Annotated in this window: 12 protein-coding genes and 1 CRISPR repeat array; of the genes, 9 read left to right on the plus strand and 3 right to left on the minus strand. The window is 42.3% G+C overall.

All coding sequences use genetic code 11. The features are described from left to right. Positions 1–365: 365 nt before the first annotated feature. The 9 genes from cas9 (at position 366) to tyrS (ending at position 12,508) form a co-directional block, all read left to right on the plus strand. Complete coding sequence (gene cas9 / locus ACJHV0_RS04615) at positions 366–3,509, plus strand: type II CRISPR RNA-guided endonuclease Cas9 (RefSeq protein WP_483133513.1); 3,144 nt, start codon at positions 366–368, stop codon at positions 3,507–3,509. Positions 3,510–3,559: 50 nt separating this feature from the next. Beyond that, on the plus strand, positions 3,560–4,474 hold the full coding sequence (gene cas1, locus ACJHV0_RS04620; RefSeq protein ID WP_483133514.1) for a type II CRISPR-associated endonuclease Cas1: 915 nt from the start codon (positions 3,560–3,562) through the stop codon (positions 4,472–4,474). After that, the gene (gene cas2 / locus ACJHV0_RS04625) at positions 4,467–4,793 is read left to right on the plus strand and encodes a CRISPR-associated endonuclease Cas2 (protein WP_483133515.1); all 327 of its coding nucleotides are present in this window, start codon (positions 4,467–4,469) and stop codon (positions 4,791–4,793) included. The genes cas1 and cas2 overlap by 8 nt, the downstream gene beginning before the upstream one ends. Before the next feature lie 256 nt (positions 4,794–5,049). Beyond that, positions 5,050–5,547: direct repeats of the CRISPR family, unit length 36 nt; unit sequence ATTGTAGCACTGCGAAATGAGAAAGGGAGCTACAAC. Positions 5,548–5,699: 152 nt separating this feature from the next. Continuing rightward, positions 5,700–6,524 (plus strand): DUF5718 family protein, encoded by an 825-nt coding sequence (locus tag ACJHV0_RS04630; protein ID WP_334234771.1) that lies wholly within the window; start codon positions 5,700–5,702, stop codon positions 6,522–6,524. Between the two features lie 112 nt (positions 6,525–6,636). Then, positions 6,637–7,449: a DNA ligase gene (locus ACJHV0_RS04635; protein WP_483133516.1), complete on the plus strand. Its 813-nt coding sequence runs from the start codon at positions 6,637–6,639 to the stop codon at positions 7,447–7,449. Positions 7,450–7,631: 182 nt separating this feature from the next. Further along, positions 7,632–7,883, plus strand: a complete 252-nt coding sequence (locus ACJHV0_RS04640; RefSeq protein ID WP_334232125.1) for an oxaloacetate decarboxylase subunit gamma — start codon at positions 7,632–7,634, stop codon at positions 7,881–7,883. Positions 7,884–7,916: 33 nt separating this feature from the next. Then, positions 7,917–9,722, plus strand: a complete 1,806-nt coding sequence (oadA, locus tag ACJHV0_RS04645; protein WP_483133517.1) for a sodium-extruding oxaloacetate decarboxylase subunit alpha — start codon at positions 7,917–7,919, stop codon at positions 9,720–9,722. Between the two features lie 9 nt (positions 9,723–9,731). After that, positions 9,732–11,036, plus strand: a complete 1,305-nt coding sequence (locus ACJHV0_RS04650) for a sodium ion-translocating decarboxylase subunit beta (protein WP_334236009.1) — start codon at positions 9,732–9,734, stop codon at positions 11,034–11,036. A 281-nt stretch (positions 11,037–11,317) separates the two neighbouring features. Then, on the plus strand, positions 11,318–12,508 hold the full coding sequence (tyrS, locus tag ACJHV0_RS04655) for a tyrosine--tRNA ligase (RefSeq protein WP_334234776.1): 1,191 nt from the start codon (positions 11,318–11,320) through the stop codon (positions 12,506–12,508). Positions 12,509–12,588: 80 nt separating this feature from the next. On the opposite strand, the gene ACJHV0_RS04660 is transcribed toward tyrS, so the two are convergent. From ACJHV0_RS04660 to ACJHV0_RS04670, 3 genes are read right to left on the minus strand one after another with little or no spacing between them, the layout of a single operon-like run. Beyond that, positions 12,589–12,864: a deoxyribose-phosphate aldolase gene (locus ACJHV0_RS04660; RefSeq protein ID WP_025236618.1), complete on the minus strand. Its 276-nt coding sequence runs from the start codon at positions 12,862–12,864 to the stop codon at positions 12,589–12,591. A 30-nt stretch (positions 12,865–12,894) separates the two neighbouring features. Then, positions 12,895–13,359 carry an outer membrane lipoprotein gene (locus tag ACJHV0_RS04665; RefSeq protein WP_483133518.1) on the minus strand — a complete coding sequence of 155 codons (465 nt, stop codon included), beginning with the start codon at positions 13,357–13,359 and terminating at the stop codon, positions 12,895–12,897. A 25-nt stretch (positions 13,360–13,384) separates the two neighbouring features. Next, a complete protein-coding gene (locus ACJHV0_RS04670) occupies positions 13,385–13,975 on the minus strand; it encodes a VOC family protein (RefSeq protein ID WP_483133533.1) in 591 nt (196 codons plus the stop codon). Positions 13,976–13,980 lie beyond the last annotated feature (5 nt).

A 13,980-nucleotide genomic window follows, 5' to 3' on the forward strand; every position in this document is an offset into this window, starting at 1 on the left:
AATTGTTAAAGAGCAAAATAAAACGACGCACCGGAATCAAACTTAATCTCTTCACAACAGTGCGTCGTTGTGTGGGGTGCATTATAGAGAAATCTAAAATGAACGCAAGTGTTTTTTGCAAAAAATTTTAAAAAAATCACCGCTTGTTGAATTTACAACCATATTGAAAATAATTTCATCAAATACTGATTTCTATTGCATCAATAACAATGATGCCCCTTAATACCAAAGTATCAAGGGGCAGAGCATTACGGTAATTCTTTCGAATTCCTTATTGTAGCAACGTTTCTCATTTCGCAGTACTACACGGCATATTTTAACTGTTGTATAATTTTTGTCAAATCTATTTGATAGGAGAAATGTAAATGAAACTGCTTCGCTATATTCTTGGTTTAGACTTAGGTATTGCTCCCGTTGGTTGGGCAATAGTAGAAATTGATGAGAATGGTTTTCCAATTCGGTTGATTGATGTCGGCGTAAGAACCTTCGACAAGGCAGAAGTCGCCAAAACTGGTGAATCTCTCGCTCTCGCCCGCCGTCTTGCCCGCTCCACCCGCCGCTTAATCCGCCGCCGTGCATTTCGCCTATTAAAAGGAAAACGTCTGTTAAAGCAACATAATGTGATCAATAAAGAAGAACTGACCACCCTGCCTACCGATTGCTGGGAATTACGGGTAAAAGGTTTAGACGAACGCCTCTCGCCAATAGAGTGGTCTGCGGTATTGCTTCATTTATTGAAACATCGTGGCTACCTTTCTCAACGTAAAAATGAAGCGAAAAATGCGGATAAAGAAATGGGGGCATTGCTTTCCGGTGTGGCAAGTAACCATCAATTATTAGTCGAAAACCAATTCCGCACACCGGCAGAGATTGCAGTGAAAAAATTTGCTCTCGAAGAGGGGCATATCCGCAATCAGCGAGGGGCGTATACGCATACTTTCGACCGTAAGGATCTACTCGCTGAAATGCAACTACTCTTCCAAACCCAGCGAGAACTCTGCAACCCACATACAAGCGGTCAATTAGAACAAGAATTTTGCGAATTGCTGATGTGGCAGAAACCGGCGTTATCGGGCGATGCGATTTTGAAAATGCTCGGCAAATGTACCTTTGAAACCAACGAATATAAAGCCGCCAAACACAGCTACACGGCGGAACGTTTTGTTTGGCTGACGAAACTGAATAATTTACGGATTTTAGATAACGGCTCGGAGCGTGCTTTAAATGCCGATGAACGGAGTTTATTACTCAACCAGCCTTATGAAAAAGCCAAACTCACCTACACCCAAGTGCGTAAACTGCTGGGTTTATCGGAAGAGGCTCGTTTTAATGGCGTGCGTTACGGCAAAGAGAAAGCCGAAGATGCCACACTGATCGAGCTGAAAGCCTACCACGCTATTCGTAAAGCGGTGGAAAAGGCGGATAAATCAGCGTGGGAAACGCTGAAAAATCAAACCGCACTTTTAGACGAAATCGGCACGACATTCTCGATTTATAAAACCGATGACGACATCACTGAACAACTCAACGGCAAGCTGAGTGATACGGTACTGAACGCCCTGCTGGAAAACCTCAACTTCGATAAATTCATTCAACTTTCCTTAAAAAGCCTCTACAACATTGTGCCACTAATGGAGCAAGGATTGCGTTATGACGAGGCGTGCCAACAGATTTACGGCGACCATTTTGGTAAAAAATCGGGCGAAATCAACCGCTTGCTACCGCCAATCCCTGCCGATGAAATCCGTAATCCGGTAGTGTTACGTTCGCTCACCCAAGCCAGAAAAGTGATCAATGCAGTGATCCGCCTCTACGGCTCGCCAGCTCGGATTCATATTGAAACCGCACGAGAACTCGGCAAATCCTACAAAGATCGCAAAGAGATTGAAAAGCGCCAAGAGCAAAATCGAATTGAGCGTGAAAAAGCGGTGGCGACATTTAAAGAGCGTTTTCCGCATTTTCCGGGCGAACCGAAAAGCAAAGACATTTTGGCATTACGCCTCTACGACCAACAAAACGGGCAGTGCCTATATAGCGGAAAACCTCTTGATTTACACCGCTTGTTGGAAAAAGGCTATGTGGAAATCGACCACGCCCTGCCGTTTTCCCGCACGTGGGACGACAGTCAAAATAACAAAGTTCTGGTGCTTGCCGGCGAAAATCAGAATAAAGGCAATCAAACGCCGTTTGAGTGGCTCGGCAAAGACGAACATCAATGGGCGTTATTTGTCGCTCGGGTGAATGGCTGTCGCTTTCCGTATGCGAAAAAACAGCGGATTTTAACCAAAAAACTTGATGAACAAGGCTTTATTGAACGCAACCTAAACGACACCCGCTATATCGCCCGTTTCTTGGTGAATTTTGTGCGTGAGAATTTACATTTAACCGGCAAAGGCAAAAATCGGGTGTTTGCCTCAAACGGTCAAATCACCGCTTTCTTGCGTGGGCGTTGGGGATTAAGCAAGGTGCGTGAAGAGAGCGACCGCCACCACGCCCTAGATGCGGTGGTTGTTGCCTGTTCAACGGTAGCGATGCAGCAAAAAATTACCCGCTTTGTGAAATATCAAGAAGGGAATTTACAGACGGCAGAACGCATTGATAAAGAAACTGGTGAAATTATCCCACTTAATTTCCCCACCCCTTGGGAATTTTTCCGCCAAGAAGTAGAGATTCGTATATCTAGCGAAAATCCTCAAGAAGATCTGATTATCAAACTGCCGGATCGTCCTGAGGCGAACCACGAATTTGTGCAACCGCTGTTTGTCTCCCGTATGCCAACGAGAAAAATGAGCGGACAGGGACATATGGAGACGATTAAATCCGCCAAACGGTTAGACGAGGGCATTAGCGTTTCCAAAGTGCCGCTCACTCAGCTCAAACTGAAAGATCTGGACAATATGGTCAATCGTGAGCGGGAAAAAGCCCTTTATGAGGCATTAAAAGAGCGTTTAAGTGCATTTAATGACGACCCTGCCAAAGCCTTTGCCGAGCCGTTCTATAAAAAAGGCGGGCAACAGGTGAAAGCTGTACGGGTCGAACAGGTGCAAAAATCGGGCGTGGTGGTGCGTAACGGCAACGGCGTTGCTGACAACGCCTCAATGGTACGGGTTGATGTGTTTATCAAAGACGGAAAATACTTCCTTGTGCCGATTTACACTTGGCAAGTAGCGAAAGGGATTTTGCCGGATAGGGCGGTTGTTGATGGAAAAAATGAAAATGAATGGGAACTAATGGATGATAAAGCTACATTTCAATTCTCAATATACCCAAATGACCTCATTAAGGTTGTACGTAAAAAAGATGACTATCTAGGTTATTTTTCAGGGTTAGATCGCTCTACTGGGGCAATAACTATAAAAGAACATGATAATAATGTTAATAAAGGTAAATCCGGAATATATAGAGGTATTGGAGTAAGAATGGCTTTATGCTTTGAAAAATACCAAGTCGATGAACTCGGCAAAAATATCCGCCCTTGTCGCCCAAGCAAACGACAAGCCGTTCGCTAACCCAATCCCTGTACCGTTCTGCGGTGCAGGGATTTTTTATAGGAGAGATTATGAGCTGGCGTAGTATTTTAATCAGCAAAGGTGGAAAATTATCGCTCCGCCAAAATCAAATGGTTATCTGGCAAGAAGAACAGGAATTTTGCGTGCCGTTAGAAGATATTGCGGTGATTGTAATTGAAAGTCGTGAAGTGGTGATTACCGCCCCACTACTTTCTGCTCTCGCTCTCAACGGCATCACGCTCTTAACCTGCGATGAGCAATTTATTCCGTGCGGACAGTGGCTGCCGTTTGGGCAGTATCACCGCCAACTGAAAACCTTAAAACTGCAACTAGAAATGAGCCAACCGCTGAAAAAACAGCTTTGGCAAGCGATTGTGCAACAGAAAATCCGCAACCAAGCCTCTGTATTGAGCCAAACCAAGCGGTCGGATATTGCTGAAAAATTGCAAAATATGGCAAAACGGGTTAAATCCGGCGACAAAGAGAACCTCGAAGCCCAAGCCGCCCAACTTTACTTCCAAACTGCTTTCGGCAAAGATTTCCGCCGCTGGCAAGAAAATGCGATTAACGCTCATCTCAACTACGCCTATACCGTGCTACGTTCGGCAGTAGCTCGCTCACTAGTGCTTTACGGTTGGTTGCCGACCTTAGGCATTTTTCACCACAGCGAACTCAACCCGTTCAACCTTGCAGATGATTTTATCGAACCATTTCGCCCGCTCGTGGATTTACAGGTGTGGGATTTATGGCGACAAGAAAAATTAAGCGACAGCCTGATGCCACACACCAAACAGAAATTAGTCGGGTTGCTGCACTATCAACTGCGTTTTCAAGACCAAACATTCAGCACACTGGCAGCGATTGACCGCACGGTCGGATCATTTCAAACAGCTGTCTCCCAACGAGATTCGAGCTTATTAAAACTGCCCGAAATTCTGCCGTTAAAGGAACATCATTATGAGTGAGGCAACATTTATGCGAATTATTGTTTTCTTTGACCTACCGGTTACCACCAAAGCCAAACGCCGAGCCGCCAGCCAATTTCGGCAATTTCTGCTAAAAGACGGTTATCAAATGCTGCAACTCTCGGTTTATACCCGGATTGTACGAGGGCGGGACTCGCTTGAAAAACATAACAAACGCCTCACCCAACATCTGCCGGAAGAAGGTTCGGTGCGTTGCTTGGAAATTACCGAAAAACAATTTACCTCAATGCTATTGTTAGTCGGTGAATTAAAACCACAAGAGGAAAAAGTCAATGCAAACCAAATGCTACTCTTTTAGGAAAAAAACAGGATAAAAAATTTTTATGCTACATCGTCAATTTTTGTTTGACTGCTTAATTTTTAAGCTAACCATCATACCCAAATGCCTACTTTCAGCCATTTTTAGCAAAAAACAAGCGGTTATTTTTCTAAAAAATCTGCAAATTTTGCAAAAAATTTCAGAAAAATAACCGCTTACAAAAGGATTTTAACTCGATTTTTTATCGAACCTTCCCTCGTAAAACCCTTTATAAATAAGGCTCTGAGCGAGGGATATTGTAGCACTGCGAAATGAGAAAGGGAGCTACAACCAGTATGAATGCCTATACGCCACTGACCAAATTGTAGCACTGCGAAATGAGAAAGGGAGCTACAACTATTTCTGCGTTGCCAATCGCTCACGGCGTATTGTAGCACTGCGAAATGAGAAAGGGAGCTACAACCTTCAAGCGTATCTTAAATGCTCAAGGTATATTGTAGCACTGCGAAATGAGAAAGGGAGCTACAACGTATGGCAGAGGCGTGTTGATGAATATGGGATTGTAGCACTGCGAAATGAGAAAGGGAGCTACAACAAACCATTCTAGCCCTTACACAATATGGGCATTGTAGCACTGAGAAATGAGAAAGGGAGCTACAACAAGTTATTAAGTGTTAAATCTGCGTGCTTTATTGTAGCACTGCGAAATGAGAAAGGGAGCTACAACTGCCTCCCGCTGCTTTTGTTCCTGTACCTTATTGTAGCACTGCGAAATGAGAAAGGGAGCTACAACAGCGTTGATAATTTATGGTAATCCGGATTAATTGTAGCACTGCGAAATGAGAAACACTCACCTCAAACCCAAATTAGATAAAATAAATATTCGCAATTTTCTTTCACAAGCGGTAGAATTTTATCCAACTTTTACCAATTAAGGAGTAGATTATGGAACATTTTATCGGTTTAGGTGTAGCTGGTAATTTTGCCGGACACTTGGAGCAAGCAGGTGAAGCTGCGGATTTCGTAAAAGTAAAAACCGTTGAAGCTGTGCAACCAAAAGCAATTTTTCCATTTTATGTACCAGCTGAGAATTTGGGGGATTATCAGTTCTTATCAACTTATCCGCTTTCAAATACTGCGATTAATTTCCCTACCGATGCGGATAATCTGCAAATTGAGCCTGAAGTAGCATTGATTTGTACCATTGGCTACCAAGACAATCAGGTTGTTTCCCTTACTCCCACTCATTTTGCCGCTTATAATGACTGCTCTATCCGTCGCCCGAATGCAAATAAAATCTGTGAAAAGAAAAACTGGGGAGCTTCGTCTAAAGGGCTTTCAGCTACTTTGTTAGAACTTGATAATTTTAATGAAGGTAGCACCTTAGATAACTACAACATCGTTTGTTTCCATAAACGTAATGGCGAGCTGAATGCTTATGGTATTGATAGTCCAGCAGTGGAATATAGCTACTTCCATCAAAAATTATTAGATTGGATTGTAGATAGAATGAATAATCAGCCAGATGAAGGTCCGATGAATAACATTGCTGAAATGTTAAAGCAGGCTAATTATCCGACAAAAGCCATTATTAGCATTGGGGCAACACGCTATACTCCGTTTGGCGAAACCAATTTCTTGCAAGTGGGCGATATGAGTATGGTCGTGGTATACAATGCAAAGAAATATACTCACAGTCAAATTGAAGAAATGGCGAAACTGGAAACCTTTAGCGAAGATATTTCCGCCTTAATTCAAACAGTTCGTTGATTACAAGCGGTCTTTTTTGAAAAAAATTTTGCGATCTGAATCGAAAATTTGAATTTCTTTTCTGACGCATCCCTTCCTTTATCTTATAGTGCCTTCAACCGTTGGAGGCACTATGAAAAAAATTCTCTTTTTATTACTACTTTGCTCTTCTCTTTTTGCCAAATCGCCCGATTTAATGTTGCTCAGTCAATATAAAGATCAAGATATTACCGGCTGGGTGATGAGCGAAAAACTCGATGGCGTTCGTGGCTTTTGGGATGGAAAGCAACTGCTCAGCCGTCAAAGTTATCCGCTCAATCCACCTGATTATTTTGTAAAAAATTTTCCACCTTTTGCCATTGATGGCGAACTGTTTAGCGAACGAGGAAAGTTTGAAGAAATTTCTGCCACCGTCCGTTCTGCCGAACCGAAAGGTTGGTACAAATTAAAACTGTATGTGTTTGATGTGCCAAATGCGACAGGCAATTTATTTGAGCGGCTATCAAGTTTACAGAAATACCTTAACCAGCACCCTAATGCTCATATTGAGATTATTCCGCAAATCCCGATTCAAGATAAAGCCCACCTTCAGCAATTTTACCAAGATATTCTAGCTAAAGGGGGAGAAGGTGTGGTCGTTCGCAATCCAAATGCTGAATACATACAAGGGCGATCCGCTCAGATTTTGAAAATCAAACCTGTGCTAGATGAAGAATGTACTGTAACCGCACACCACAAAGGCAAAGGGAAATATGCCAACAAATTAGGGGCGGTGAGCTGCGAAAACCATCGAGGACGTTTTCGCATCGGCTCAGGCTTTAAAGATAAAGATCGTGAAAATCCACCGCCGATTGGAGCAATCATTACCTATAAATATCGAGGATTAACCGAATCGGGCAAGCCTCGTTTTGCTACCTTTTTAAGAATTCGAGAGCCTGCTGAGTAACAGAATTTCCTTACGTAAGTTATCAAGCGGTTAAATTTGGTAAAAAATTTGTAAAATGCGACCGCTTGTCAAAAATAATTTGTGATCCATTCATCATTTATGAACTAAAACATTTGAAATTTTACTCGATTTTTTTTATTTTTTTGTTAAATTTATTCATTATAAAATTAAAGGAAATCACAATGACAAACGCAGAACTTTTTAGTGAAGGGCTAAATCTGATGTTTGCAGGAATGGGATTTGTAATATTCTTCTTGCTCGCATTAATTTACGCCATCAGCTTTATTTCTACCCTCATTAATCGCTATTTTCCTGAACCGATACCTGTCTCAGCTCCCAAAACAATACAGCCTGCCGTTGATGATTTAGAACGCTTACGCCCTGTAATTGCAGCGGCGATTGCACATCACCGCCGAGTAAACAATCAGAATTAAGATAAAGCTCAAAAAATTAGAAGGAAGTTTATTATGACAACTCAACCGAAAAAAATTGCTATTACCGATGTTGTTTTACGCGATGCTCATCAGTCTTTATTTGCCACTCGCTTACGCTTAGACGATATGCTACCAATTGCCGCAGAACTCGATAAAATCGGCTATTGGTCGTTAGAAACTTGGGGGGGAGCAACTTTTGACAGCTGCATTCGCTTTTTAGGGGAAGATCCGTGGGTTCGTTTACGTGAGCTAAAAAAAGCGATGCCAAAAACGCCAATGCAAATGTTATTGCGTGGACAAAATTTGCTCGGCTACCGCCATTACGCCGATGATGTGGTAGATAAATTTGTTGAACGTTCTGTGGCAAACGGTATGAGTGTTTTCCGTGTATTTGATGCGTTGAATGACCCTCGCAATATGCAAGCGGCATTACAAGCGGTTAAAAAACACGGTGGACACGCACAAGGGACTCTGAGCTATACCACTAGCCCGGTACATACTTTAGAAACCTGGTTAGATGTTACTGAGCAACTATTAGAAATTGGCGTGGATTCTTTGGTGATCAAAGATATGTCGGGCATTTTGACGCCGATGGCGGCTTATGAATTAGTGAGCGAAATTAAAAAACGCTACGATGTGGAACTTCACTTACATTGCCACTCCACCACCGGTATGGCTGAAATGGCGTTGTTGAAAGCGATTGAAGCGGGTGTTGATGGCGTGGATACTTCTATTTCTTCAATGTCCGGCACTTATGGACACCCTGCAACAGAATCTATTGTGGCTACCTTACAAGGCACACCGTATGACACCGGCTTAAATATTCCTGAATTAGAAAAAATTTCCGCTTACTTCCGTGATGTGCGTAAAAAATATGCGAAATTTGAAGGGCAACTGCGAGGCGTGGATAGCCGTATTTTAGTAGCTCAAGTGCCGGGTGGTATGCTCACTAACCTTGAGAGCCAATTAAAACAACAAAATGCGTCAGATAAACTTGATCTCGTATTAAAAGAAATCCCTCGCGTGCGTGAAGATTTAGGGAATATTCCGCTTGTAACTCCAACCTCCCAAATTGTCGGCACGCAGGCAGTTATGAATGTGTTGATGGGCGAGCGTTACAAAACAATTGCGAAAGAAACCGCTGGGATTCTCAAAGGTGAATACGGTCGTACACCTGCACCGGTAAATAAAGCGTTACAAGAAAGAGTGTTAGAAGGTGCAACGCCAATTACTGACCGACCTGCCGATCATATTCCACCGGAGCTAGATAAATTAGTAGCAGAAGTAACTGCTCAGGCAAAAGAAAAAGGTATCTCGCTTTCTGAAAACAGCATTGATGATGTATTGATTGTGGCGTTATTCCAACAAATCGGTTGGAAATTTTTGGAAAACCGCAACAATCCATCCGCCTTTGAGCCAGCACCTAGTGCTGATGATGTGAAAGCAGCTCCAGCTGCCGCACCAAAAGCTCAGCCTCAATCAGGCTCTGCCGTTTATACCATTGAGCTTGAAGGAAAAGCTTTTGTGGTGAAAGTGAGCGAAGGTGGGGATATTACCAATATTGCTCCGACAACCGCCCCTACTCCAGCTCCACAAGCGGTCAATTCCGCTCAAAAATCTGCAAATGCCGAACCGGTCAATGCCCCAATGGCAGGTAACATTTTAAAAGTGGAAGTAAAAGAAGGGCAACAAGTTGCTGAAGGCGATGTGCTATTGATTCTTGAAGCAATGAAAATGGAAACCCAAATTTGTGCGGCGAAATCAGGCACAATTCAAGGCATTAACGTTAAACAGGGCGATGTGGTTGCCGTGAATGATACCTTAATGAGCATTGCATAGAGGTGTTATATGGAAGGTATTATTGCACTCTTTAAAGGAATGGGCATTATGCACCTAGAGTGGGGGCAAGCCGTGATGATTGCGGTAAGTGTACTGCTACTCTGGCTTGCGATTGCACGTAAATTCGAGCCTCTGTTACTTGTGCCAATCGGCTTTGGTGGTTTGATGTCGAACATTCCCGAAGCCGGTATGGCGATGACGGCTTTAGACAATTTGCTTCATAGCGGTACAGCGGAACAACTTGCCATTATTGCGGCAAAAGTCAATAGCACAAGCCTTGATGTTCATACTATCAAAGACGCCATTGCTCTTGCTGCACCATCAGTCCAAAATGAATTGGAAGTAATGGCTGGCGATATGGGCTACACTGCCGGCGTATTGGCATTATTCTATAAAGTGGCGATTGGTTATGGTGTTGCTCCACTCATCATCTTTATGGGTGTGGGAGCGATGACAGACTTCGGTCCGCTACTCGCCAACCCGAGAATGCTGTTACTTGGTGCCGCAGCTCAATTTGGTATTTTTGCGACCGTTCTTGGGGCATTAGGCTTGAACTGGTTAGGCTTAATTGATTTTACCTTACCACAAGCCGCAGCTATCGGGATTATCGGGGGAGCAGACGGTCCAACCGCTATTTATCTAGCAAGTAAACTTGCTCCTGAATTATTAGGTGCAATAGCAGTTGCAGCTTACTCTTATATGGCATTAGTGCCGCTTATTCAACCACCGATTATGAAAGCACTGACTACCGAGCAAGAACGCAAAATCAGAATGACACAGCTGCGTAATGTTAGCAACCGTGAAAAAATTATTTTCCCGATTGTATTATTGCTATTAGTGGCTCTGCTATTACCTGATGCTGCACCATTACTTGGTATGTTCTGTTTCGGCAACTTGCTCCGCACCAGTGGCGTGGTAGAACGCTTAAACGATACCGCTCAAAATGCGTTGATTAACATCGTTACCATTTTCTTGGGCTTATCAGTTGGGGCGAAATTAGTTGCCGATAAATTCCTCCAACCGCAAACTTTAGGGATTTTAGTGCTAGGCGTAATTGCATTTGGCATCGGCACGGCAAGCGGTGTGATTATGGCGAAAATTATGAATCGCTTTAGTAAACACAAAATCAACCCGCTTATCGGCTCTGCTGGTGTATCCGCCGTACCAATGGCAGCTCGTGTATCTAATAAAGTCGGTCAAGAATATGACAAACAAAACTTCCTATTGATGCACGCAATGGGTCCAAATGTGGCTGGTGTAATCGGCTCAGCTATTGCAGCAGGTGTAATGCTGAAATATATTGCCAATATGTAACCGTTATTTGAAAGTACAAAAGTAAAAACAAGCCTCCGAGAATTTTCTTTCGGAGGTTTTTCAATTTGTTGATAATAATTCTCAAAAAGTTATTGACTTATTATTTGAGAACCATTATCATCAACTCACTTCAAAAATAATAGGTAATCACTCCAACTCTTTACGCCGTATTCCCCCACAAAATACGGCGTTTTTTTTGCTTATCCGCCAAAACCTCTATTAATTTCAATTCATACCGCTATAATAGAGCCATTTTTATTGATAAAAGAGAAGGAAAATCAATGACTCAATCTATCGAATCAACACTTGCCGAGCTTAAACGTGGTGTGGAAAATATCTATTCAGAAGAAGATTTAATTGCAAAACTCAAAGAAAATCGTCCATTACGTATTAAGTTAGGGGCAGACCCAACCGCACCGGATATTCACTTAGGGCATACTGTAGTGTTAAACAAACTCCGCCAATTCCAACAATTTGGGCACGAAGTTTATTTCTTAATTGGTGATTTCACCGGTATGGTGGGCGATCCATCAGGTAAAAACTCTACCCGTCCGCCACTGAGTCGTGAAGATGTGTTACGCAATGCGGAAACTTACAAAGAGCAAATTTTCAAAATTTTAGATCCGCAAAAAACTAAGATCGTATTCAACTCTGATTGGTTAGGTAAATTAGGCACAGAGGGAATGATCCGCTTAGCCTCAAACTACACCGTTGCCCGTATGCTTGAGCGTGAAGATTTCAAAAACCGTTTCACCAACCAACAGCCAATTGCAATCCACGAATTTATCTACCCATTATTACAAGGCCACGACTCTGTTGAGTTGAAAGCAGATGTAGAATTAGGCGGTACAGACCAAACCTTCAACTTATTAGTGGGTCGTGAATTACAAAAATCTGCAGGGCAAAAACCGCAAGTGGCGATGACATTACCACTACTCGTTGGCTTAGACGGCGAGAAAAAAATGTCGAAATCACTTGGCAACTACATTGGCGTAACTGAAGCTCCAAACGAAATGTTTGGTAAAATTATGTCGATTTCAGACGATTTAATGTGGGATTGGTATAACTTACTTTCATTCCGTCCATTAGACGAAATCGCCCAATTAAAAGCAGATGTTACCAACGGCAAAAACCCTCGTGATGTGAAAATTTTGTTAGCGAAAGAAATCATTGCCCGCTTCCACGACGAAGCCGCCGCTGATGCCGCAGAGCAAGAATTTATCAACCGTTTCCAAAAAGGAGCAATTCCGGATGAAATGCCTGAATTTACCTTTGAAGGCGAAATCGGCTTAGCCGCCCTATTAAAAGAGGCAGGACTTGTGCCATCAACCTCTGAGGCTATCCGTTCAGCTCAACAAGGCGGTGTGAAAATTGACGGTGAGAAAGTGGAAGATGTGAAACAAAATGCTCAAAAAGGCACGTTTGTTTACCAAGTCGGAAAACGTAAGTTTGCTCGCATTACGGTGAAATAATTCCCCAATAAGCAAGCGGTCATAATTTGCAAATTTATTACAAATTATGACCGCTTCATTTTATAGTGATTTAAACGGAATTATTTAAATTCGTAACGTCGAATAGTTTTCACGTCTGAATCTTGCTTTTGGATCTCATCAGCAAGATGGATACGAGCACCTACTGCTGCATGAGCATCGTATTCGCGTGTTAAAGTTACTACTTCGCCGTTATCTCTTTGAATAGTCAATTCAACAACTTCCGGAGATACTTCTTTGCTAGATAATACAGTTGCATTACCTTTATCAGAGTACACATCAGCAGTACAAGCTGCTAAAGCGAAAGTTGCTAATACTGCTAAAGAAAGTTTTTTCATTATAATATATCCTCTAGGAAAAACTAAAAATTAAAGGAGAGACACATTCAGATCTGAGTTAGACCCTACAATTCTCACTCGTTTGCCAGGCACAAAACCGTCTTCTTTCTTTTGAACTACAACGATTTCTTTACCATCATCTTTGCGAATCACCATTTCTAAAGAAGAAACTTGGCTCGCTTTTTGTTCTACTTGGCTACCGATTACAGAACCTGCAATCGCACCTACTGCTGTTGCAATAGCTTGACCTGTACCACCACCAACACCGCTACCTGCAATACCGCCTAATATACCACCACCAACAGTACCAATTACACCTTGACTATCAGCTTGGATTTTAACATCACGCACAGATAAAATTGTACCATAAGAGATAGAGCGAGCTTCTTTGGCTTGTGATCCAGAATATACACTGCCGCTATAAACGTCTGTATTAGCACAACCAACTAACACAAAACTTGACATTAACGCCGCTGCTAAAGCTAATTTTTTCATTTTAATTCTCCGAAATACCAAAAAATTACATTTCTGACATAATTATGTTGTTTATATCATAAGGGTGCAGCTTTAGACAACAAAGATTACAAAAAGTTACATTTCTCAAACTCATCGCAATACTTGGATTCGGTAACCTTTCCCCTTCTACTTTCGGCTGGCTAATCTTTAATTTCAGATTGGGATTTTCTGCCAAACCAAAGTGTAATAAAGCTCTTTCCACCCATTGCTCTGCATTTTCATCTGCTAAAATCGGGAATACTACCTCAATATGCTCCCAGCCTTCCTCAGGATAAACTTTATCTTTCGGAAAAGGGAGCTCAACAATCTTTACATTTTGTCCGCAAAATTTAACCGCTTGATCTAAGGTAAATAAACCAATCGGTCTGCCATTCACTTCGCTTTCCTTCAACAAGCTCGCCCCCTCTAATAAAAGGCTTTTCCATTGCTCGGCAGTTTCGTGTTGATTCATTCTGACCGCTAGATGATCGATTTGATAAAGGGATAAATCAATCCCTGCCACATCGGCAATTTGTTGAATTTTTTGCTCAAATTGAGATAAATCGCCAAAACAAGCGGTCATTTTCTCGAAAAATTTTGCATTTTCTGCTATAATCTTGT

Source organism: Mannheimia sp., from assembly GCF_056854775.1.